Genomic DNA, 23,208 nt, shown 5'->3' on the forward strand with positions numbered 1-23,208 from the left:
TTAAATATTTTAAATCCCGGGAGAGAGATAAAATAATTCGTCGGGAAATTTAAAGTTAACGGCTGCTTTCATACGGGCTTTCATGCGCACCACGTTATCATTGGTGTATGGTTTCATGTAAACAGTAGACAGCTCGCTTTGGTCGCCTAAGAGGTCAACTCCCAAAAACAGGTTTGATGAACGTGCGCCCAATATGGTATTAGCTTGCCAATGGTTCATGAGTTGCAGAGGCATTCCCAAATAATCCATTTTCTTTTTATCGGTAAACGCATTCAAAACGTTAGTGGCATTATTAGCTTGAGCTTGTGCATAAGCATAACCAACGTGCAACGGAATTTGCAGGTTAAAATCATCCTGGCTACGGTCGGCAGGGTCAAGTTGTGAGTAAACATTATTTAAAATGCTCAACACATTGCTTGCGTTAATAAAGCTTAAAGTAACCGCGCCTGATGTGCCGCTAAATTGAGCAGCTTTGCGGGTGTTAATGTTGTTGTAATTACGAATCAGTTTAATTTGGTCGGCACCGGTTTTTTTGATAAAATAAGACTGCCCTTTTGCTTTAACCCCGGCAAGAGCAGCTTTTGTGGTGAACGAAGTATCGATGAACAAATCGTTTGCAGTAGTTATAGTAACTACATCACCATCTGATAGCTTATCAATATTGCTACCTGTTGCAAACGTTACTGTGCCGTTAGTGCTTATTGAGGTTGCCGAAAGAAAAGTGTTTGTACTGGTTGATAATGAAATATCAACTTTGTTGCTTGTGGCATTGGGGCCCTTGCTGATCAGTGGCAATAAACCTTTAAATTCACTCGAAAAATCGGCTTCGGGTGTCGAATCTTTACCAAGCCAGTATAAACGTTCGTTGGCTATTTGAATTTTTGTGAGGTAACGCTGAACCATAAAGTCTGATAGGTCAACAACGCCTTCATAGTCGCCAAATGCGCCGGGAGCCAGTCGTTGTGATTGCCATGTTTTAACCAGGTTATCCCATTGTTCTTGTTTCATAAACTCGTATGCAACCGGTTCGAGGTAAGTTTCCTTTTGAAATGCCTCCGTGCCCTGATCTTTAAATATACCAGATGGTTCCTGCAATTTGATTTCGTCGTCAACGTCGAGTATTGTTGTTCTAAATTTTACATCGTTAATAACGGTTAATAATCCGCGTTTAACTGAATCGGCCTCGAGCAATGTGCTGGCCATGAACCCGGCCAGCGCTTCGCCGCCGTAAGAGCTTGGTGTAAAAGTAAATTGTGCCATAAGTTTTAACTCCCCGCCCCTAAAGGAGAAGTTTTAATGAATGAGTTTTGCTTTTGTTAGGGATAAAAGGTGCTTCGGAAATGAAGCATAAATTAGAGTGAAGACCTGGCTCCCTGAAGAGGGAGTTTTTTATCGGAAATAAGGTTATTCGATAACGAAGTTGAGGAAAGATGGGTAAGTAATGCCGTTCCTCTCAATAGTGTAGAGAATTATTTGGTATCACTAACCGCTTGCCTTACTGCATTTTTTGCAATTTCAGACTGCGGGGCAAAAAACGGTTGACTTTCGGCTTTGGCTTTGCTGCTGCGTTTGGAGCCTTCGGGGGTAAAGGTTGATTTGATTTCGTTTTTAATATCGGTATGGGTTTGTTTTAAGCGGACCTGTGCATTTTGTAAGGATGTACGGGCTTCAACCAGTAAAGCGTTTTGTGCATGCAGTTTAGCTTTTAAAGCAGCTATCTGGTTTTGCACATCGTGGGGTTTGAGCTTGCCTTTAGCGGCGGGCATATCTTCTTCCTCATCTTCGTTTTCTACTTCGGTAGCCGGTTCAACTTTTTTTACCTTGCCTTTTTCAATGCACAGTTGTTTGCCTTCGGCAGTGGTGTACACATCATCAACAGCGGGGGTGCTCAGGTCTTCGTCCTGGAATACTTCAGTATCGCGGTCAAGCTCGCCGGTGTGGTGGAGGGCGCCTTTGTCGGTCATGGTTTGTTTGTTCATCACTTTCTTAAAAAAGTTCATCATCTTATCCAAAACCGACGTGGTTTTCTCGATAAGGTCGTTGTTGTGCATGTTCATTTGCTTTTTGGGTGAATTATTATGGTTTACTAATATTTTGTTGATGCAACGCTGATAAACTGCCGGTGCGGAATTGGTGCATTTTTGCAGGATGGCGCTGTTGGTAATGGCGGTTTGGTAATCTTCAATGCGGTCAATAAAACCCAGGGCCAGTGCCTGGTCGGCGGTCATCCAGGTTACGGCGTTAATGAGGCTGTTGATGGTCACATCATCAAGCCCGGTTTTATCGGTATAAATTTGGGCCAGGCGCTGTTGTACGGTGTTGAGCATTTGTACATCTTTCAAAAGCTCATCGGCATTACCACCGCTGCCGGCCATGGGTTTGTGTATCATGAGCAGGGCATATTTGCTCATTACCACTTCTTTACCGGCCATGGCCACTATGGAAGCTGCCGAAGCGGCCAGGGCATCGATATAAGTAATTACGCGGCCCTGGTATTTTTTTAGCAGATCGTAAATGGCAATGGCATCAAAGGCCGATCCGCCTGCCGAGCTGATGTGCAGTTCCACATCCTGACCGGCAGCCTGTACCAATTGTTGCTGCAAATAAGCAGATGACAGGCTGCCCGAGCCAATACCGTCTTGCTCGGTATCGTATAAATAGATTTTGTACATGTTGGTGAGTGGTGAATAGGGAGTGGTTATTAGGTTATTGAGTTACTAAGGGGAAGTGCAGATTTTGCGGATATGCAAATGTGCAGATGAGGCGCAGTTAGAGAGCAGCCGGATGCTGATTAATTAGCGGTTGATATTTCAAATATCAGGAACTTTTTTGGCTGAAGTGGTGACACAATCGTGTCAGTAGCTCTATTTGTTGGGACGGTAATTTTGATAATTCTCAAATTCTGAAAAATCCTGATTCAGATAATAAATTCGAAATTGAACATTCGAAATTCGAAATGAAACAAGTGCCGGTTGGCATAATTCAAAGATGCAAAAATTATCGTGTTAAAGTGGTGACACCATCGTGTCAGTACCCGAAAAACTGTTTATGGCACGCCAAATAGTACGCTCATCCTTTTTAAAATGCCCTTGCGCTTCAAATACAGCTTTGTTTTTGCTGATGCCTTGCGTTTGCATCTGCGCTTCAACCCAAAGGTAAATTTCCCGATAGGTAAATATTTTTGAGCTGATGAAGCCCGCCTTAAACATCTCGCTTAAAGCGCCGCTGTTAAATAATTGGTTTGCGATGGTGATATGCATTTTTTGTAGTTTATAGGAAGTCCATAGACGATAGACCATAGACCATGGTTTACAGCGAAGCCTTGTTTTGGGGGTGTTAATATTGGCTTCTTTTTACAGGAGTTCAATCTTGATTCTTGACTCTGTACTCTTGATTCTAAATCTTAAAGATTTACCCTGTTCACCGTTTGGGCGAGGATATTTTGCTGGTTGTTTACGTCTTTAACGTCGACGTAGATAGGAGGGAAGTTGTTGAGCATTTGGTAGGCCAGGGTATTGGCTAAATCTTTTTGATCGTTCATGGGTTGGCTGTAGTAGCGGCTGGCGTTGCCGCCATCGGTAAATACACCGCCTATGGCATAACCGCTGGCCGTGTTGGGTATCGAAAAATCCCGGCCACCGTATGCCACGTTGATAGCGCTAACCAGGTTGCGTGCCCAAGGGTTACGCATGGCCTCGCTCACCACCACGGCCTCACCCGAGCGTAAGTAGGCATTGGTGTTATCGGTACGGCTATAGCCTGGTAACAATGCACCGCGACCATCCGACGTGTACTGTCCACCTTGCGCAAAGCCCGGCTTTTGTTTCATGATGGTGGCCAGGTTTGATGCACCGGTGGCTGCCACAATAGCCGTTTCGGCAATGGCCTTGGCGGTGCCAATGAGTGGGAAGCCTGCGTTGGCTTTCCATATGCCCATAATAGCTTGTCGGGTATCAATAATAACCTGCGCCGCTGCGGCTGCCTGGTGAGCTTTGAACGCTAAACGGGCAGCAATGGTGTTTTTGCCAAATATGGCACCTACGGCACCGGCCATTTTATCGAGGCCCTGCACATACTTCTTTTGGTTAGCTACTTCGGCATCCATGCGTGCCTTATCAAGCTGGTCCTGCTTGTCTTTGGCGTCTTTTTTTATTTTGGCTATGGCTCCTTCTTTGCCGTTGGCGGCATCAATGGCCTGCTGGGTTTCGGTATTGAGCAATTGCTGCTTAATATCATGTTGCTGTTTCCAGTCGCCACTTGCTTCGGCACCTGCCAAATTATCTTCCAGTGTTTCGCGGTTGCGTTGGGCGGCAAAATCTTTGTTTAATTTATCGCTGTCTTTGTCACGTTTGCCAGCTAATTGTGCAGCTATGGTTTTGGCCTGGTCAACTACTTGTTGAGCCTCTATACGCTTCTTTTCAAGTCCTTCAATTTTGGCATCAATGGCAGCCAGTTTGGCTTTGTCGGTAATATCGGTTTTGGCTATGGTTAGTTTAAGCGACTCTTCTTCAGCCTCACTAACAATTTTTTCGTTATCGGCTTGTACTTTGCGTATATCATCGGCCTTTACCCTGTATTCGGCCGTTAGCTGTTGTATGGCATCAAAATGGGCATCATTACTGGTTTGGTTAAGCTCTTTACTGTAAGCCGCCAGTTTAGCCAGTCCTTCTTCCTGAAATTTGTGGGTTATAGAGGAAAGCTTTGCCTGGTGTTCTCGCTCGAGTTGCTCAACGGTGGCATTATTGTTTTGATGCTCCTTTTTGAGTTTGGCAAAGTGCTGGTTGGTTTCTTCTATCTCGCGGGTAAAGCCATCGAGGGTAAGCAAGGCCATACGGTCGGCCGATTCTTTGCGTATTTCTTCTTCGGTGGGGCCGGTGGGTTTATCTTTATTTAGTTTGGGCCTGTCATGTTTTTGCCCATAGTTTTCTAATTGTGCCAGTTGTCTTTTTAACTTTTGAAGCCTGTTAAAAGGTTCTGAACCAATAATGCCACTTTTTGAGCTTTTTTCTAATTCGGTAATTTGATTGCGCAGCCACTCAATCGAATCTTTTTGGAAAGTATTCGCGCTCATCACAATACCACTCTTTTTAGCTATTTCGTCTGCCGTTTTTTGAAATGTGCCTGAGAACTTTATTAGATTATTTATTGTGCCATTTAATGATTTTTCGTTCGCTTTTAGTAAGTCTCTTGCTTTCTGTTCTTCTCCTTGGGCATCAGCTATAGCAGAACTCAAACCAGAAGGTACATAGCCCTTATAATGCACATCAGTAACTTCGTTATACTTGTTTTGTAGATTAGTTGTCTTAGTCTTAGCTTTTTTTAATTCAAATGCACTGTTGTTTAGCTCCTTTTGCTTGTTAACCACGTCGTCTACACCTTTTTCTAAAACCTGATTTGCTGCTGCCTTATTTAAAGTCCATCTTATGTAATCGGCGCTGCCAGTTTTTATTCGGTTTTCTACTTGCTCTAAAGTTTCGAGCTTTCCCATTGCTTTGCCCAGAGTATCGTTATAAAGATTTATAACAGCGGTTTTATCAGCTGTTGATTTTTTACTACCGTCGAGTGCAATTTTGAGCTGCATTACATCTTTTATGGCGGTCTTATACTCGGTGCTACCCATTGCGTTGTTAAGTGCATCAAGCCTGGCCTTTGCTTGTGCCATAGCATCTTTGCCTTTGTTTAATGAGCTGATCCATTCTAATATCTGTCCTCCATATGTGATAAGTAATGTTACGCCCACACTAATGATTGTATTCCATGAAAACATGGAACCGGCTAATTGTGAAAGTACGCTTTTGGGTTTACCACCAGCGGCTGCCAACTCTTTGTTTTGCGCATTTAGCTTTATCATCGAATCTACAACATCTGGCAGTTTTTCGGCAACGGCTGTTAAGCCCGCCTTTAACCCATCGGAAAATTTGGGTATTTCTCCATTTACTCCATTGATGGCATTCCTTAACGCCTCAATCGCTTCTTCAGTTTCCTCAGCTTCTTTTTTTAATGATTTTGCCATATTTATGTATTTAGTGCCGTTTGGCATAGTATCTAATTTAAAAAGACCTTGTTAGTGGAAGTCTTTTAAATCATGTTACTGTTTGTTAGTAACCCAAAATGATTGTACGTAATACTTATCGTTAAGGTAAGTATAATCGTGTTTAACCCTGCTTTCAGCAGTGTCAACTTTTTTCACGAGGTTTGGATTAACTTCGATATAATAAAAGTTTTCTAAGTCAATCCCATCCGGGAATTCAACTTTATGAATTTCATGTCCAAATATTTACCAAGTAGTACTTGCTTTGGTTTGATCATGGATTTAGTTGTAAGCTGTATTCCACTTGAAACCATCATAACAGAACCATCACCTCTGTTACTCTTTGCCAATCTTAATAACAACACACCTGATTTCGGATATAATCCCAAGGCATATTTACCTGCATACATATTATCATTAGCACTAAAGGGATTTTGCTTTATGTTGGTATATTGAAGCTGTAAATACCTTTTGTTGGTGTAACCTAAGACTGCAAGGATAATAACTACAGCTAAAACTATAAGCTATTTTTGTAATTAAGGTTTTCGGGTTGTTGAATATTTATATTTGCTAATATTTTTGGTAAATATAATGCTGCAATACTTTTATTTGCAAGTTTACTTAACGAGATTCTAACTGTTTATTATCTCGTCAAAAGGTTATGTAATGTCTCTTGCAAACTGTCAATCCGGCTTTGTATTTAGGTGAAAAATTAATGTTTGTGTATACCTCACTCTGTAAATAATACTTAAAGTGGAGAAATTACTATCACGTCTACTTATGCTTTCCGCAATTAAAATAGCTATTTCCCTTTTCTTATTTTGAAGTTTTTAACTTCATGGTCGGTAGCATCAATCGACATTATATAAAAAGGGCCGTCAACTTTAACATAACCGGGAGGGATTGGGTTATAATAAGGGTACTCTTTAAATAAGGATTTTCTGTTAAGTTTAACGCTATAATATATCATTGGGTAATATTTATCATTAAACCTTTCGTTAAGCACCGTATAGTCAATATAAGTACCAAATGATGCCGATTTATATTTGAATAAGCTGTCTCCACTTACCTGCCAGCCTAAATCAATAAGAAACGGTTTATCTTTGCTGGTTTCTTTTAAAGGGCAAACTAACTCAAATAGTTTTATATTAACAGCTCCGTATTCATTTCTTTCATTCACACGCCATTCATTAGCATATACCTTATCGCCAGGTTTAAAATGATTTACCCTGGCATTTACATAATAAAGGTGTAAAATAGTGTTATTATACCACACTAATCCACCTATTATTATAAGTAATACTAAAGCAATGAGCCAGGCGCGGTATTTTAAAATGCCTTTTGTTTGTGAAGAAAGGATAGGATTGTTTTGCATTTCAGGATATTTACTAATTATTTTGGTAAATATATTAAAGGCAATTATCAATTTCAAATGAAATTTGAAGAATGCTATGAGCTGGGGTATATATTATAAACCGTGGGAAATTTTACAACAATTTACCCGGAGCAAGCACAAGTCATCCAACGCCATTATCCACTAAACAAAAGCTTGCGCTAAATAGGGGGCTTATTTTAATACCTCGCTATATCCAACGCTTTCCTCAAACACGTAATAGTCACTATCGGCAAAATTGTAACCCGCAGGCATAGCTTTATCATCTACATCGGTTAATAGCTCGGGAGAAATTTTTAGTCTTAAAAAGCTGTCTTTTGATTGTGTATCACCAACTTTAAATTTATAATAGCCTTGAGCAACATAATTGCCCAGATAGGAAGAACGATGATCCTTAAGTTTGCTTAGCTCAACAATGTTTTGAATAAGCAAAATGGATTCGCCTTTATTGTTGGTAGGTTTAATTAGGCGAAATATACCCAGGCTACTCATGCCTTCATTTTCGAACCGATTTTTTGCCACATAAACCTTATCGCCTTTATTGAATTTTACTTGTGTTGTATGTGTATATTGGGCGTGTAGCCAATCCCATTTTAAGTAAGCAACTGCGGCAATTGCTATAATAACTATCACAATTATTAATGGCTTATGACTTTTAGGGGATGATGAGTTGGTTTGGGTTGTTATTGTTTGCTAATATTTTTGGTAAATATAATACTCAAAAGCTTTATTTGCAAGCTTTGTAAAAGAGATTATCACCGATTTTTATCTCTTATTCACGTTATTAATGCATCACGCAAACCATCAAATTCTGCTTTATACTTGGGTAATTGATTTAATGCATCGGAAGTTATTTCGATGTCGGAGTTTTTTTTGACAAGGCATGGATTATTGTTTATATGTTGATTGGCACCTTAAAGTTAAGGAATTGCTACCTTAGTTGCTTAAAATGCGTTTCTCAACCTTATTTGATGTGTAATTCCAAACTATGACGTATTCATCATTTGTTTTTTCTAAGCCGACAGGGATTTTGTACTTCGATTTAGAATCGATTATTAACTTCTTATCTACGTGCACAGAATAAAAATTGATGCATTTTTTAGTAGGATAGAATTTTTCCATTTTCCGGTGCTGATAAATTCCTAAGCAATGGTCTTTACATCTTAATAAAGAATCATATATAATTACTTTATTGGCAAACACAATATATTTTTCACCTTCAGAAGATGTAACCAACTGATAAAGTGGAATATTCATATATCTTGCACCATCCATACCACCATAACTAAGGTGAACTTTATCGCCTTTACTAAAGTGGTTGTTTTTGAGATTTTTTATTTGTGCGCCAAAGTAGTCTTCATACTGGATACCAATTATTGCAGCAACTATTAAAAATGCTAATACCGAAAGCAAAATATATTTGACTTTTACTGATTTAGGTTTTATTGCAGGGTCTTGCATCATTGTGTTTCCTTTTGTTAAGGATTATTAAAATTTGTAATCTTTCCTAATTCTTTGTGAATTTTTTAGAGTCTTTATCAGTTATATTAAATGAATCTACATAAAGGTAATTGTCGTCTTTTATATAACCATTTTGAATATTATAAGCCTCAGGGAGGGATATTACATGCTCCTTATACAGCACGCTATTATCAAGCTTTATAATATAATAAACGAAAGGTATATAATGATCATCACCTATTTTTAAATTACCAACTTTATAGCCTACATAAGTTCCAACTTTGCCTGTTTTTCGTTGCAGTAGTTTCTCGCCGGGGATTTTTAAACCTACATCGGCCATGTAAGATTTATTTGAAAAAGGGAAAAAGCTTTTTGGACTAACAGATTGATAAATAATAATGTCGTTTATTGTTTTATTGCGGTTAAAAAGATATTCACTTGCATAAAGAGTATCACCTGGCTTAAATTCGTTGTTTTTTGCAACGGCATAATGAAGATAAATGATGTCTTTTTTTACCCACGCGGTTGCCGCTAATGCCAATATAATTACAGAAACTATTAAAGCTATTTTGTATTTGCTGAAAAAGGATTTAGGATTTTGAGTGTTATTCATGTTAGAATGTTTGCTAATATTTTTGGTAAATATAATATTGGCAGTTATGAAAAGCAAGAGTGTGCATAAATATTTTACCCCAATTTAATCAACTCCACTTTGGTGCTTTGCCCTTTGCGCCAAATGTCAATTTTATTGATGTAGTAATAAGCGCCATCCTGTTGTATGTAGATGGGAATGAGTAAATCCAGTTCTAAAATATCGCGCGGGGTGAGCAAAAAATAGCGTACTACCTTTTTGGTCTCGCGCAGTATTTTTTCCAATTCGGGGTAGTACAACTGGCGCAATTTTTCAAAGTGAAGGCTGTGCTCGCCGCCGGGCTTGTCAAAGTAGGGGGTGCATATGGCGGTGTTTTCATTATGGTTGGCACCGGTGCCGTCTGTAAATTCAACTTGTTGCCCGTTTTGTAAATTGGTGATGTTGTGGATAAGCAGCCGTGGTTGTGTGCTAATGCTAAAGTCAACCGCATCGGCATCGTTACTAATATCAACTTTGTTTATCTGAGCAATGTTGCCGCCAATGTAGGGGCGGTTAAGGGTAGGTGCAAACTGGCTCTCAAACAGGGTGCCGGTTGCGGGTAGGGTTTTATCCTTTACCTCAATTACCGAATCGGCGGTGCCGGGTGGGATGTTGTCGTCTTCCTTGTTTTTGAGGTAATTGTTTTGTGCATAGTTGCCCAACTGAAAGGTAATGCTTTTGCCCTGATCGAGGCATTTTGCGGTCCAGTCTTTGGCTTGCGGAATGTTGTTCACAATATCTCGAAACGAAGCCAGGGTAATCATGCGGCGACCAGCATCGGTTTGGCAAATGATGCCGAAGCGCTGCAGGGTATCTTTTAGTAAATCTTTTTGTCCAATATCAGGAAATATACGTTCGCACTGTACTTCGTGGCCATATAGCATTTTACCGGGCTTTTCGGTAACTAAAAATTTGGCACCATTGTACAGGGTAAACCCGGTAACTTTTTTTACATCCTGTTCAATATCCCACCAAACTCTTAGGCTTTCGCCAGTGGTAAGTTTGGTGCTGATGTTCTGGATTTCATTACCCAAATCTCTGGTATAATATTTTACAAATCCAAGATTTTGTACTGTTGCACCATCGGCGTTATAAAACTTATTCACCAGCACCTCGGGCGTGCCGCCGTTTTTGCCATATTTTTTAATGGATATAGTGACCGCCCCTTTAGTGTTGGTAGACTGGTAACGCAGTCTGTACTGCAACGAAATATCAACTTCAATATCGGTAGTGGCAACATACGCTTTACCACTTGAAAACACGTTTTGTCCTTTAACAACATTGCTAAAAAAGAAATCTTCGTTAGCGCCATTTTGCCCGTAAACGTATGACTGGTCTCTCGAGCTTACAGCTTCTAAAGAGAGGTTGCTGCTCTTACTGGAATCATATCCTGTACCGTGTTCAAAATTATCATTAGCAAACTGTACTATTAGTTTATCATACAAAGGTTGCTTTAGTAAAAAACTGTCGGGGTTAATGGTGTAGCCGGTTTTGTTCACCATCAATTCTATGAATGATTTAAGGAAGAAGCCGGGGCGCAAATACCGCACATCAATCTTGGGTGTGCCGGTAAAGTCTTTCGGTATTTTACCGTAGTCAACCACTGGCCATATCCAGCCATTGGTGCGGCGTTGCGAGGCTACCACATTAGCCAGCGTCCAGTTGTGCAGGTATTGGTTCCAACCGGTGTTGTACCAGATGCTTTTAGGGTCGCCGGTTTCATATATTTTACCGTCAATGGCATCAAAAAAATCAACATTGCCCGAGAGCACGGTTATGGCGGCTGTATTATTTTCCACACTGTTGAGCTCGGCCAGACCGTATGGTATAATTTCCATACCATCCTGTACCAGTTTGGCGGCGTATTGCTTGTAAGGGGCATCGGTGGTAAAGGCCACATCATCAGGGAACCCCAATACCTGCCGGTTATGCTGGGTAAGCGGCAATTTAAACTGGTTACTGGTATTGCCCTGCTGGTTTTTAACCTCGGCCAGGTTATTAATTTGAAAGGTTAAAGCAATAGGACTATCGTCGGACAGATCGACAAGGACATCGTTGAGGAAGAGGTGAAGCATGGGAGGATGATATGCAAATGTGCAGATGTGCAAATTTGCGGATAGAAAAAATGAACTAATTAAAACAAAGCAGGCCTGTACAAAATTTGCCTTATCTGCACATCTGCACATTACTGGCTTTGTATATTCAACCCCGGCAGGTTAAACGTTACGCTGAAGGGGGCCTGGCCATTACGGGTTTCGTACTCGGCAAAGGTGGCGGTGTTGAGCACCACGGTTTGCCATTTAGCCGGGTTTTTGTTCACCAGCATTTGCACCTTGGGCGAATATTTGATGGATTGCAGGCCCTTAATATCGGCTACCGAAAGATCTTCGGCCATCACCTTCATTTTTAGCCCGGCGCTTTTGCTGATCACGTCTTCCATGGCATCCTGCTTGGCCCAATCGAGGATGTGATTTTTAATAATTACGGCGTTCTGTACATCCAACGATACTTCCTGGTTCATTACAAATCGGTAATAATTCCACGAGCCGGTAAGGCCAATCCAGCGCAGGTACACCGATTGCTCGTCCACGGCATCATCAATACGAATGGTTTGCGTTTGAGTGACGGTGTGCTCGTTATTGCCCGCATCTTTATACTTAAGTACGATGTTAAAGTAGTTAGCTTCGTTGGCCAGTGAGGGGTTAAGCTTGAGGCGGTTAAGCCCAACAGCTTGTGCTAAACCCGTGGTTATAGGTTCGTTGGTTATGCTTGGCCTGAAAATAACCAGTTTGCTGTTGTCTTGCTGTAACAAGAACGATCCGTTTTCATTAAGCAGGTAAGTGGTAGCGGGCGGCCCCAGCGGGGTGCGGTTTATATCGAGTGGAGTAGTTTCGGCATAAATGTTTAGTCCGGCCAAATCATCGCCGTAAATAAAACCAATATCAAAAGGGTAACCGTAGGAGTAAGCTGGTTCGGCAAAATCGGTTATCCAGCGGGCGCGCTTGCTGGGCGCATCAACGGTTTTAAACGGTACGTAAGCCGCCATATTGCCGCCATGCTCATCGCCCAGTTGTCTTGCCGTAAAAGTTATATAATATGGCGCTTCAATTTTGATGTACTCCTGGGCTGTGCTATTGCCTGTGGCCGGGTTTTGCCAGCTTTGGGCATATTCAACAAAGTAATGGGCGCTCAGGTTAACATCGCGGTAGTTGGGCTGGCTAAAATCGCTTTCGTCTTTAGCCCGCAGCAGGCTTTGCAAAAAGCTCGAAATATCGGCCTTAACCTCACCCGTATTATTGGGGCGATGTACGCAGGTAATGGTCGATTCTTTGTTTTTGAACTTATCGATATACGTAATTTTAGTTGACACCTGGTAATACGGCCTGAGCTTGTTAATATTAATAAAACCATTGCCGGTGTAGCTTTGATAAGGTGTGTTAATGGTGAGCGTATTGTTGTAAATGTCGACCGCTGTTACCTGGAATAGATCGTTGTAAGGACCGGCATTGATGTAAACCCAATCTTTTTCGGCCACCAATACGCTCCCGGCGTAAAGCACATCGTTTATTTTGAAAACCGTTTGGGCTGAGGTATTGCCGGGTTGGATGCTGATCACGGCAAAATCGCGCCGCTGGTAGGTAAATACAATGGGGTTGAAGGCAGCGTTCCACCTGCTGATGTTACCGTTGCCTAAATTAACCGATGGATCGGCGGTGAGCAGGTTGGTTACCGTAAGCACAGCAAAGTTTAGCTGTGCGGTACAGTCGCTGGCATCTTTAATGTAAGCTGTGTAAGCACCGCCGGCAAGGTTGCTAAATTGGGGACTGCTTTGCCAGTTTACGTTATCAATACTGTACTCAATATCACCCGCGCCCGATGTTGCTTTAATGGTTATTTGCGCATCATGAACACCATTACCGCTTTCGTTTTTATCAATAATTACCGTGCTAATGGCGGCGTCGCAAATTTTTGGCGGAATGTAAGTGCCATCATTATCTTCCACATTGCCTACAAACTGAATATTGTAAAAATATGGGTTGTTTACATCCGAATCCTCAATTAAGGTTTGATAGCCTATTTGCACACTCTTGCCCGGAAATGAAATGGGCTGCAACGAGGTTAAGTTGCCGTTAAAGCTCTCGCGGTAATATATGGTGGCATAGTTGGCATCAACGGGCTGACCGTATTCGTTACGCACGCCAATAAAAACATCGGCATAACGCTGGTAGCCGGTACGCCCTACGGGGCGGTCGATCTGGTCAATGGCTTGTAGTGGCTGGTCTTGATTGCCTCGCGGCTGGTCGTAATAAGTTTGCGGCAGGTCCTGGTTATTATAGGAATAAACCAGCCGCTCATTATCTAAGTAATAATAGGCGTATTTAGGCATGGGAGAAATTTGATTTTAAGTAAGCTGATAAGCAGAGCAGGCTGGCGTTAACTATTAAAATTGGTAAAGCTTTGCGATTGCAGCGTGAGCGTTAAACCCACGCCGGTGGTATTTACATCGTACTTATTGTAAACGGGCAGGCATTTGGCCTTATTGGTGGTGATAATTTTAAAGTAACGGGTTTGCCCATCCACATACTTTGATGCCTTAACTAAAAACTCGTTGGCTAATTGTAGAGCCTGGGCTACATAGGTTTCGTTATCGGTGGTGTACTGGCCAAAGTCGGTTTTGTGCAAAAATTCGAGGTAAACGGTAAACGTGTTGCTAACCGACCCGTTTACCGCCGGGTGCATATCGATACTTTGCAACGGGTACATAAACACGCAGGGGAATGATTTATCGTCGGCCAGCTGGTTAAGTTCGTTAGCGGTGCCATACACAAAGCCGGGACTGCAGCTAAGCGTTTTGGTGATGTTGAAGATATGATTACGAAGGGGCATTTTTAAGGAGTGAATGAGTGAGTTGTGAATGAGTGAATGATTTTTCGGCTCGATTGAAGTTAATGGCCATGAACTATGAACCAACAACTATGAACTACTCAATATCTCCGAATACCTTTTTTGAAAGGCGGCTTCGGTTTTGTTGAGGAGGAGTTTAGTGAGCACTTTGTTGTAGGGCATATTGAGGATGAGCTGCCATTTGGTTATATCTCCCCCGGCCAATGCGTTAACGGTGTTGATGTACCTGAAGTGCTCAAAATCTTTGATGCCCGCCCGCTGCTCCAAAGCCGACACAGGCGATGCCAAAAGCCGGTTTTCGGCTTCGATAAGTGCGGATAGTTCAAAAAAAAATACTTGGCTATGGGCAAAACCTGGGTTACGGGCAACTCTTCAACCTGCGAGGCAAATGCGGCCGCCAATTCCTCATCATAAGGTTGCCCGGTTGCACGGCTGTAAAAATAATAAGCCAATACCTGGCTGCAGGCCTGTAACGAGGGGTTAAAGGTTTGCTGCCAATCTTCCTCGCCATGTAGGGCAATATGCTTGCTTATTTCCTCGGCAATCACATCACGCGCGGCCATGAAAGCACCGGCCGGTTCAACCGAAAGGTTTTTGACAACCTTTACCTTGGTTGCTTTACCGTTAATGGCAAATGTAACTTCATTCGGTATGGCGCTGCTGTTGTACAGATCCTTAATTTGCGCTGCCAGTTGTAAAATTTGTTCGTTAAAGAGCTGTAGATCATTGTAATCTTTTATCTGCTGCAACTCAGTTAAAGGTATGCCCGATAGGATGCTCATGGCATCCAGATCGCTCAGCTTTTCGGCAGCTTGCATAGCCATCAGTTGTTTTAGGCTGATTTCGTGCAGATTATCGGGTATACTTATTAATAAATTTCCCGTAAGGGTTTTGATTGTTTGTTGAATCATGGTGTTTTATTGGAGCGGAGAGCGGGGGGATTGGGAGCGTTGTTTTTAAATTTCCTTCTTGGGGACTACCGTACAACCACATCTTTTAATAATAAAGGATGCGCCGTAGGTGCTACCTACTTATAGAAAAAGCAAGCAATTTTTTTATGTCCCGGCGGGACTACCCTTCGTAACATACATGCATCGGTGGGGTAGCTCCTAATGGAGCATTATTGAAATCTTACAAAACTGCTATAAATAGGTAGCCCCGCTGGGGCATACAACTTGTAGATACACAGTGTAGTCCCCAGAGATGTGCGGAATGGGCGGTGCGATGGAGCAAAAGGTTTAAAACATTATTTTAACCTTAAATCATCCCCGCCGCATCGCCCACAAATGTTTCTGCCGGTTTATATGGCATGCGCGTTCGGGTTGTGCTTGAGTTATGTATTTGCAATTTGTTAAGCGCCACATAACGCAGCGGATCTATCAGGTGGTTCCAGCTATCAGTAGGCACGTTTAATGGGCGACCGGTGGTATCCATCTTCCATTGGTAACGGCCTAATTCGCGCCGAAGGTTTATGCTGTTGCGGGTAACGTTGATGCGATAGCGGCGCAATATATCAATGGAGTTTTTAATGCTATCCGGCCCTTTTTTAGCGCCGGTAATGCGCCAGCCTAATCTGCGCAGGTCTTCAATAGATTTTGGTTCGGCGCTATCGGCAATAATATCGGTGTTTTTGCTGATGCTTAATTCGTTCATGCACTTACTGATATCGTTATTGGTGAGGCCAGTTTGGTATAGTAACTCGTTTACCCATAGCTCGCCGTTTTGCTGGTACACTTCAATCAACCCGGTTTCATCGTTACTGAAACCAAAATCGAGCCCGCAGGCTAACTTTTTGGCATCGGTGGGGATGCTGTCGCACAGCAGCCAGTTGGTAAGCACCAGTCCGGTTATTTTGCCGGTGAGGCCGCGTGCATAAACCTTCCAGCGCTCAGGATCACTTTCACGCAGGCTTTCAATTTTTTGGCGGGTATGCTCATCCAAAAAAGGATTGTGCCGATGGTCTGATATTAAAAGCTGTACGCCCGTTTGCCCCAGCAACTGGTCGTGCACCCAAAAGGCTGCGTTAGGGTTATAATCTAAATAAACCCGTTTGCGGGTGCGCAGGGCCAGTTCGGTATAAATATCCCAGCTAATGCCGTTGGCCTCGTTTATAAACAGGTAATCGCGCTTGCCGCTCTTCGCATCCTGGGCATTATCATAGCTTTTAAACTCGATGATGGAGCCGTTGTGAAACTCATAAATACGATCGCTCTTATTAAACGATTTAATAGCGGCCTGCAACCCGGTCGATTCTCCTACAATATTTTGCGCATCGCGCATGGCACCTGCCTTTAAATTCGGAATGTCCTGCCCTACAACGGTAATTACCTGCTTGGCCTGTTCGCAAGCCAATGCAAACAAAACCTGCTCAATAGCATACGTTTTGCCCGAACTGGTGCCACCCTGGTTGACCACCACATGGGCCAGGCTTTCATAATTGAGTTTAAATAGGACGGAGGTTTTCATTTTTTAATGAGTGAATGAGTGAGGGTGTGAATGAGTGAATGGTGAGTAGTTGGTGATTGAAATGACAGGCATTCACTCCTTCACTCATTCAAAACTCACTCATAGTAAAATAACTTCCTGTTCGGCAGTAGCGGGTGTAGGGCCGGTGGTAACAATTTCTATTTTAATGGAAGACGCTGCCGAAGCAAAGGCATGGTCTTTTTCGGCTTGCTTTTCCATCCACCCCAGGCTTTTGAGTGCGAAGATGGCTCCGGTAGCGGGCTGGGTGCTGAGTTGTTTTTCGTACTCGGCTTCAATTTGTAAACGGGCACGCCTGAGGATATGGGCATAATGGCCGTTTTGTTCGTAAGTTATAAAAGCCTGTAAGCTTTCAAAACCCAGGTGATGAGCTAATCCGCTTAGGGTAGGTGGCTGCGGCTCCCTGTCCCAAACTTTTTGCTCCCGCATTTCGGGCGGGCTTTTAGCTGCCGGCTTAAACGGTAGTAGTTCGGTATGATATTCGCCTTTTATGTAATTAAAAAAATTAGCCACACGCATGCGCAAATCATGTGCTTTTGGGAATAGGATGTATTTGTTATTTCTCATTATGATAGGTTTGCCGGTTGGCATATTGGAGAATGTAAAAGTAAGAAAAATTTATGTAAAATGCAAATATTTTTAGCAATTTGTTTTAGTGTATGTTGTTTTAAGGCAGTTGATTTTTGTAGATGAGGTATGAGCCGATTAGATGTATTAATTGGCTCATACATAATTCAAATTTGAGCCGATTACATTGCAATGGCTTGAAATTGATTTATTGTGCGGTCAAATAGTAATTTTACTATTGCAGTTAACTTTGCAAATAGCGTAATAAACAATTCATCTTACAAAAGCTTTACCAAATACTGCCAAGTAATTTTCATATTTGCACTTATATGAGACCGGGTGATAAAGTAATTTGCATAAACGATAAAATTGATGCCGATAAGGCGGAAGAGATCCGCCGGGATTTTGAGATATGGATAACTAAAGACAAGGAGTACACCATACGCGAAATACTGGATAACAATGGCATTGTAACCGGTGTGCTTTTAGAGGAGGTGCATAACTTCCCTAAATTTTTTAACCTCATTAACCGTTACCAGGAACCCGCCTTTGCCATTTGGCGTTTCCGCAAACTTAACTACGCTACCAGCGAGAAAGCCGAAGAGCAGGTTGAAGAATTGGTAGAAGTAGGCGTAAAGGAAACGGAAGAGAAGAAGGGGAATTAGTCCATAGTCTATGGACGATAGACCGTCGCTTTCCTGAGCTATAAAAATAAACTGTACAACTACATCCATGGACTATGGTCTATTGACTATCGTCCGCAAGCCATCGACTAAATAAAATGACCATACGCTTAGCTACCCTACAAGATATACAACTCATTATGCAATTAATTAACGAGGTGCTGCCCATTATGCAGGCCACCGGTAATTTGCAGTGGGATAATACTTACCCTAACCCCGAGGTTTTTACAGCCGACGTGGAAAATAGCCAGCTTTGGGTGGCCGATATTGACGGTGCGGTTGCAGGTGTTATTGCCATTTGCACTGGGCAGGAGCCTGAATATGGTCAGGTACCCGGCTGGGATGTTACCGAACCTGCAATAGTTGCGCATAGGCTGGCTGTTAGTCCGCATATGCAGGGTAAGGGCATTGCCAATGCACTGTTAAACCAGTGCGAAGTTGTTGCTAATGAAAAGCAAATTCCGCTTATACGCTTAGATACAAACATTATAAACCGGCCCATGCAAAACCTTTTCTTAAAAATAGGCTACAACCTGGGAGGCGAAATTGCACTGGTTAAGCGCCCCGGTATGCGTTTCCTGGCTTTCGAAAAACGCATCGAATTATAAACACACTTTATGATGTATATGCTTTTTGGCATATATTAATTATTGAAATTCGTAATTGTAGGCAAAAATCTCGTTCTCTACCAATTGTGTTAAAATGGTTTTTAGCAGTGTTTCACGGGCATGTTGCTGTTCGGCCGGGGTTGCATCGTAGTTGTACCAGTGCATGGGCTCGCTAATGGCTATGCGTGTGCTGTACACATATTTTTTTTTAGCATGCGTGCGCTGCCCTTCGTAGCTGTTCATGTTTTCGGCCTTAATTAAGCGCGTAAAATGCTTAACCGGGATGTGCAGTTGCAGGCATTCATCAAGTGTATTTTTAAAATCCTGTTTGTCTTCCAGCCACAAGGTTAAGGTTTGTCCGTTCAGTTCATGGTCGGCAATGCTAATGCGGCTGTAATTGTAATCTACCGATATAATGAGCCACCATAGCTCATTACGGGTTTTTTGGGTCATGGGTATCATGGTGTAGGTATTATATTGTGCTGAAAAATTAGTTTTTTACAGGTTGAAGGCAGGTTGCCAGCCCGGCATGTATTGTTGTATGGCCGCTATTTCCTGCTCATATTTTTTACAGGCTGCCTTATATGCGCGGTAACGTATACGGCATTTGCGCGACAGGCTTTTGCTTGCTTTTTGTGACTGATTGTGAGCCGAAGCTGGTAAGGCAGAGTAGGCGAGGTGCATAATGATATTATTGTGTGTTTTCGGATCTGTGGTTTTAAAATGAATTAGCTGATGATTTGCATAATTCATTTTTTTTGTATTTCTTTGTTTTGTACAGAACAAATATAAAGAATAATCTGTATTAATCAAGAAAAAGTTATCCACATACATCTGCCTGCTCATGGACAATAAATCGGTAAAAATAAAAACTATACGTCCAGAAACGCTGGAATTCATTATTTTATATAATCAGCTTAAGGGGCGCGCATTTAATGGCAATGCCGAACTGGCCGAGGCGCTGGGTTTTAATTCGGCGAGTTCTATTACAGAGATTATAAAGAGCCGGCAGAATATTGATACAGAAAAGCTGCGCATCTTTAAAGAAAAGTATCAGGAATTTATAAGTGTAAAAACTGCGTCAGTGCCCCCTGTGGTAACTACCCAGCCTGTAAATAAGCCTTATATGGGTATACCCATGTACGATGTGGTGGCAACTGCATCGGGCGTGGAGGTTTACAATGATATTAATGATAGCCAGCCTGTAGGCCATATGTACTTTCCGGGAATTGAAGATTGCGATTTTGCATTGCCGGTTTGGGGGCATTCCATGTATCCGTATTTAGAAAATGGTTGCTGGGTAGCGCTCAAAATTATACATGATAATAAGATTTTGCCGGGCGAGGTGTATTACATTGAATGGGGCGATTACCGCATGTACAAGCGCCTACTGGCCGCCGAGAGTGAAGATGAAATTATTGCCTATTCAGACAATACTCATGAAAAGGTAGGCGACCGTCTCAAATACGCGCCTTTCCCTATTAAAAAGGCTGATATTAAAAGACTGTGTTTGGTTAAGGATATACATAAAAAGCACAATCATTAAACATGATTGTGCTTTTTTATTAATAACGGTTTATGCAATATTTATTTATTGCAATCGGCCGGTTCAAGTTTAATAGAGTAGGGGGCAGCCGTATCTAACACCTGGCGACCGGTTGAGGCATCAACTTTAAAGGGTTGTTGGTTAAGGCCGGTATGGTCTAACTTAAAGGCTACGTTCAGGCTATCGGTCATGCCTTCCTGCATAAATTTCCATACGGCTTTTATGGATTTATCAGGCTGTATGGTTCCGGCTAAAGTGCCTTTGCGGCTGTCTTTCTCAAAAATGCTTTCCATCATTTGTCCGCTAACGGTACCATTTTGTACATGTAGTTGCACATAAAGCGTATCTTTCATTTGCTGTCCGCTCACTTTAATATAGCAACCATCCTGTGTGCGTTTGGTAATTTTACCGCGTTTTGTTTTTTGCTTGCTGTTGGTAGTGTCGTTAGTGTCGGTTTGTTGCGGAGAGCTTTTGCAGGCCGAAAACAGGTTTAATCCTATAACGCATGCGAAGAGGTAAGTTGCGGCTCTAAGAGTTTTCATAAGATGGGCGTAAATGTATGTTTGTTTAATTCATACACTTAACCCATTTATGCTTGTTTTGTTGCAGCTTTAATTAAAAAGCCTATAATAATTACCGCTGATCTTTTTTAGCTGCATACCCACGAATCATTTCGCTTAAGCTACTGATATTGAAAGGTTTTTCCAAAAATCCATTTGCCCCGCTTTTTTGAGCCAATTGCTCAATGTTGGGTATGGTTGATACCAAAACCACAGGGATGTGGCTGGTGTTAGGGTTAGATTTAATTTCACTGCACAATTCGCTGCCACGTTTGCCGGGCAAAAGTTCATCCATCAACACTAAATCGGGTTTGATTTCATGAAATTGGGCGGTGATTGTTCCATCTTCGGACGAAATAACTTCATAGCCTTCATCTTTTAAAATATAATCCATGATCTCAGAGATGTCCGGATTATCTTCTATCACTACAATCTTCACGTTTTTTATTAATAATTAAATTTTTTATATCAAACACAAATATAGCCTTATTTTACTGAGAAATCTTATTACAGGTAATTAATGCGAAATTTATAATCAATCCGATTAAATGAAAAGCATAAAAAAGGTTATATTTTACACTTACCCGCAAGTACTATGTTTATTTTTAATAACCAATAAAGCATTTCTCATACTATTTTTAAAAGTTAAAAGCTTGAAGGTATTGCAATTGTAGCCAAATATGTTAGTTTTGAGATTTGAGAAACTATTAACTGGCTTATGTTTATATCATCAGGTAACTTACGTGTTAAATTATTTTTGTTGCTAATTGGTTTAGGGATCAACGCTGTACACGCCCAGGTTGCCAAACCGGCAATTTCCACAGCAAACCTTAATGGTAATTATTATGTATACACATCGCAAGGCAAAACCGATGATAAAAGTTTTTTCCCGGCCAATGGCTTGTATGTGTTAACATCTGAGGGTGTTATATTGGTTGATACGCCGTGGGATGAAGAGCAAACGCGCCAGCTTGCTGATTCCATTGAGAAAAAGCACCATCAAAAAATTGCCATGTGCATAGTAACCCATCACCATGCCGATCGTACTGCCGGTCTGGACTGGCTGCGTAAGAAAGGTGTTAAAACCTATAGCAGCCTTTTAACTCACAGTTTATGCGAAGGTGGCGATGAAAAGCAGGCTCAATACACTTTTAAAGGTGATACCACACTAAGCCTCGGTAATGTAACCTTGCAAACCTACTACCCGGGCGCAGGCCATAGTATGGATAACCTGGTGGTTTGGTTCCCTAATGATAAGGTACTTTTTGGCGGTTGCTTGATACGCAGTTTTGAAGCCAAGGCCAATCCCGAGGTACCGGGGGCTGATTTTGCTCAGTGGGCGCAGGCTACCAAAAAACTTTTTACCCGTTACGGCGATGCTGCTTTTGTAATTCCGGGGCACCAAAGCTGGGAGGGAGGAACCGCCATGCTGAGCCATACCATGATCGTGCTTTCGCGCAATCAGGCTCGTTAACTTTTTGTTAAAAAAATATTGTTAAAATATTTCGAAATGGTGTTTTTACCATCGTTTATTCATGAAATTCATAATTCTGCAAAAAATAATTTTTTAATAACAACAAATATTGATAAATGCAGAAATTTTTATGTTAATTGCGGTGTTAAGTAAGCATGCTTAATAATATGATAATTTAAAATTGATGAATATTTTTGTAGGAAGCCTTCCTTATCGCTTAGAGGAAGCAGATTTAAAAGAACTCTTTGAAGCATACGGAGAGGTAAACTCAGTAAAATTAATTATTGACAGAGAAACCGGCAGAAGCAAAGGTTTTGGTTTTGTTGAAATGCCTGATGACGAAGCAGCTCAGAAAGCTATTTCGGGACTTAACGGTTCTGAAATTGCCGGACGCAGCATTGCTGTAAGCCAGGCTGAAGAACGTAAACCAAGCACCGGCGGTGGTAGCCGTGGTGGTTTTGGCGGCGGTGGCAACCGTGGCGGCGGCGGCTACGGTGGTGGCAACCGTGGCGGCGGCGGTGGTGGTTATCAAAAAGATAACAACCGCGGCGGTGGTCGTTGGAACTAATCAGATATAAAAAACGCCGGATGAGCTTAGCTCACCCGGCGTTTTTATTTATACTGTTTTGCTGCCTGCCAGGGTAGCTGCGTTTCTACCTTTTAGTATAAGCCTTGAATCTCATGGCTTTTTAAATCGGATAACATTCGGAAATGGACTATTTTGCCTTTTCTGAACCTCATATCCGTTTGGGGTTTGTATTACCCTTTATAAAGTAAAATCATCTTCCTGAATAGTGCATTCTGCTGTTAACTTTAGCAGCGATGAATTGGTGCTTTTTAAAATTCCGGTTTGTTAAAATTGATT

The 23,208-nt window shown here is 41.9% G+C and carries 23 protein-coding genes; 5 read left to right on the forward strand and 18 right to left on the reverse strand.

The features are described 5' to 3' along the window. Nucleotides 1-9: 9 nt before the first annotated feature. The 14 genes from QE417_RS20760 to QE417_RS20825 all read right to left on the reverse strand — a co-directional run bounded on the left by QE417_RS20760 (nt 10) and on the right by QE417_RS20825 (nt 17,472). Nucleotides 10-1,260: a hypothetical protein gene (locus QE417_RS20760; RefSeq protein WP_311953217.1), complete on the reverse strand. Its 1,251-nt coding sequence runs from the start codon at nt 1,258-1,260 to the stop codon at nt 10-12. 209 nt (nt 1,261-1,469) lie between these two features. Next, nucleotides 1,470-2,672, reverse strand: a complete 1,203-nt coding sequence (locus QE417_RS20765; protein ID WP_311953220.1) for a head maturation protease, ClpP-related — start codon at nt 2,670-2,672, stop codon at nt 1,470-1,472. Between the two features lie 333 nt (nt 2,673-3,005). After that, nucleotides 3,006-3,260, reverse strand: a complete 255-nt coding sequence (locus QE417_RS20770; protein WP_311953222.1) for a hypothetical protein — start codon at nt 3,258-3,260, stop codon at nt 3,006-3,008. Between the two features lie 143 nt (nt 3,261-3,403). Next, nucleotides 3,404-6,013: a hypothetical protein gene (locus QE417_RS20775; protein ID WP_311953223.1), complete on the reverse strand. Its 2,610-nt coding sequence runs from the start codon at nt 6,011-6,013 to the stop codon at nt 3,404-3,406. A gap of 820 nt (nt 6,014-6,833) precedes the next feature. Further along, nucleotides 6,834-7,406: a hypothetical protein gene (locus tag QE417_RS20780; protein ID WP_311953225.1), complete on the reverse strand. Its 573-nt coding sequence runs from the start codon at nt 7,404-7,406 to the stop codon at nt 6,834-6,836. A gap of 192 nt (nt 7,407-7,598) precedes the next feature. After that, on the reverse strand, nt 7,599-8,057 hold the full coding sequence (locus tag QE417_RS20785) for a hypothetical protein (protein WP_311953228.1): 459 nt from the start codon (nt 8,055-8,057) through the stop codon (nt 7,599-7,601). A 303-nt stretch (nt 8,058-8,360) separates the two neighbouring features. Further along, nucleotides 8,361-8,888: a hypothetical protein gene (locus QE417_RS20790; RefSeq protein WP_311953230.1), complete on the reverse strand. Its 528-nt coding sequence runs from the start codon at nt 8,886-8,888 to the stop codon at nt 8,361-8,363. Between the two features lie 43 nt (nt 8,889-8,931). Next, nucleotides 8,932-9,498, reverse strand: a complete 567-nt coding sequence (locus tag QE417_RS20795) for a hypothetical protein (RefSeq protein ID WP_311953232.1) — start codon at nt 9,496-9,498, stop codon at nt 8,932-8,934. 74 nt (nt 9,499-9,572) lie between these two features. Beyond that, nucleotides 9,573-11,591, reverse strand: a complete 2,019-nt coding sequence (locus QE417_RS20800) for a hypothetical protein (protein ID WP_311953235.1) — start codon at nt 11,589-11,591, stop codon at nt 9,573-9,575. Between the two features lie 110 nt (nt 11,592-11,701). Beyond that, nucleotides 11,702-13,903: a hypothetical protein gene (locus QE417_RS20805; protein WP_311953238.1), complete on the reverse strand. Its 2,202-nt coding sequence runs from the start codon at nt 13,901-13,903 to the stop codon at nt 11,702-11,704. Nucleotides 13,904-13,950: 47 nt separating this feature from the next. Continuing rightward, nucleotides 13,951-14,403 carry a hypothetical protein gene (locus QE417_RS20810; RefSeq protein WP_311953239.1) on the reverse strand — a complete coding sequence of 151 codons (453 nt, stop codon included), beginning with the start codon at nt 14,401-14,403 and terminating at the stop codon, nt 13,951-13,953. A 203-nt stretch (nt 14,404-14,606) separates the two neighbouring features. Next, nucleotides 14,607-15,332 (reverse strand): hypothetical protein, encoded by a 726-nt coding sequence (locus QE417_RS20815; RefSeq protein WP_311953241.1) that lies wholly within the window; start codon nt 15,330-15,332, stop codon nt 14,607-14,609. Between the two features lie 346 nt (nt 15,333-15,678). Beyond that, the gene (locus QE417_RS20820) at nt 15,679-16,887 is read right to left on the reverse strand and encodes a PBSX family phage terminase large subunit (protein WP_311953244.1); all 1,209 of its coding nucleotides are present in this window, start codon (nt 16,885-16,887) and stop codon (nt 15,679-15,681) included. Nucleotides 16,888-16,986: 99 nt separating this feature from the next. Then, nucleotides 16,987-17,472: a terminase small subunit gene (locus QE417_RS20825; protein ID WP_311953247.1), complete on the reverse strand. Its 486-nt coding sequence runs from the start codon at nt 17,470-17,472 to the stop codon at nt 16,987-16,989. A 329-nt stretch (nt 17,473-17,801) separates the two neighbouring features. On the opposite strand from QE417_RS20825, the gene QE417_RS20830 reads away from it, so the two are divergent. Both QE417_RS20830 and QE417_RS20835 read left to right on the forward strand, forming a co-directional pair. After that, the gene (locus tag QE417_RS20830) at nt 17,802-18,137 is read left to right on the forward strand and encodes a hypothetical protein (protein WP_311953250.1); all 336 of its coding nucleotides are present in this window, start codon (nt 17,802-17,804) and stop codon (nt 18,135-18,137) included. Between the two features lie 116 nt (nt 18,138-18,253). After that, the gene (locus QE417_RS20835) at nt 18,254-18,763 is read left to right on the forward strand and encodes a GNAT family N-acetyltransferase (RefSeq protein ID WP_311953252.1); all 510 of its coding nucleotides are present in this window, start codon (nt 18,254-18,256) and stop codon (nt 18,761-18,763) included. A gap of 39 nt (nt 18,764-18,802) precedes the next feature. Here QE417_RS20835 and QE417_RS20840 read toward each other — a convergent pair whose 3' ends face one another. Beyond that, a complete protein-coding gene (locus tag QE417_RS20840; RefSeq protein WP_311953256.1) occupies nt 18,803-19,216 on the reverse strand; it encodes a hypothetical protein in 414 nt (137 codons plus the stop codon). Between the two features lie 45 nt (nt 19,217-19,261). Then, nucleotides 19,262-19,447 carry a hypothetical protein gene (locus QE417_RS20845; RefSeq protein ID WP_311953259.1) on the reverse strand — a complete coding sequence of 62 codons (186 nt, stop codon included), beginning with the start codon at nt 19,445-19,447 and terminating at the stop codon, nt 19,262-19,264. A 160-nt stretch (nt 19,448-19,607) separates the two neighbouring features. Here QE417_RS20845 and QE417_RS20850 point away from each other — a divergent pair, with 160 nt between their 5' ends. Continuing rightward, a complete protein-coding gene (locus QE417_RS20850) occupies nt 19,608-20,309 on the forward strand; it encodes a S24 family peptidase (RefSeq protein ID WP_311953262.1) in 702 nt (233 codons plus the stop codon). A 41-nt stretch (nt 20,310-20,350) separates the two neighbouring features. Here the strand turns inward: QE417_RS20850 and QE417_RS20855 are convergent, their stop codons facing one another. Both QE417_RS20855 and QE417_RS20860 read right to left on the reverse strand, forming a co-directional pair. Beyond that, nucleotides 20,351-20,851, reverse strand: a complete 501-nt coding sequence (locus QE417_RS20855; protein ID WP_311953265.1) for a hypothetical protein — start codon at nt 20,849-20,851, stop codon at nt 20,351-20,353. A gap of 91 nt (nt 20,852-20,942) precedes the next feature. Next, a complete protein-coding gene (locus tag QE417_RS20860; protein ID WP_311953268.1) occupies nt 20,943-21,308 on the reverse strand; it encodes a response regulator in 366 nt (121 codons plus the stop codon). A gap of 279 nt (nt 21,309-21,587) precedes the next feature. Here QE417_RS20860 and bla point away from each other — a divergent pair, with 279 nt between their 5' ends. Both bla and QE417_RS20870 read left to right on the forward strand, forming a co-directional pair. Beyond that, a complete protein-coding gene (gene bla / locus QE417_RS20865) occupies nt 21,588-22,343 on the forward strand; it encodes a subclass B1 metallo-beta-lactamase (protein ID WP_311953272.1) in 756 nt (251 codons plus the stop codon). Nucleotides 22,344-22,527: 184 nt separating this feature from the next. Then, the gene (locus tag QE417_RS20870; protein WP_311953275.1) at nt 22,528-22,911 is read left to right on the forward strand and encodes an RNA recognition motif domain-containing protein; all 384 of its coding nucleotides are present in this window, start codon (nt 22,528-22,530) and stop codon (nt 22,909-22,911) included. Nucleotides 22,912-23,208 lie beyond the last annotated feature (297 nt).

Origin of the sequence: Mucilaginibacter terrae (genome assembly GCF_031951985.1) — a bacterium.
GTDB classification, from domain to species: Bacteria; Bacteroidota; Bacteroidia; order Sphingobacteriales; family Sphingobacteriaceae; genus Mucilaginibacter; species Mucilaginibacter terrae_A.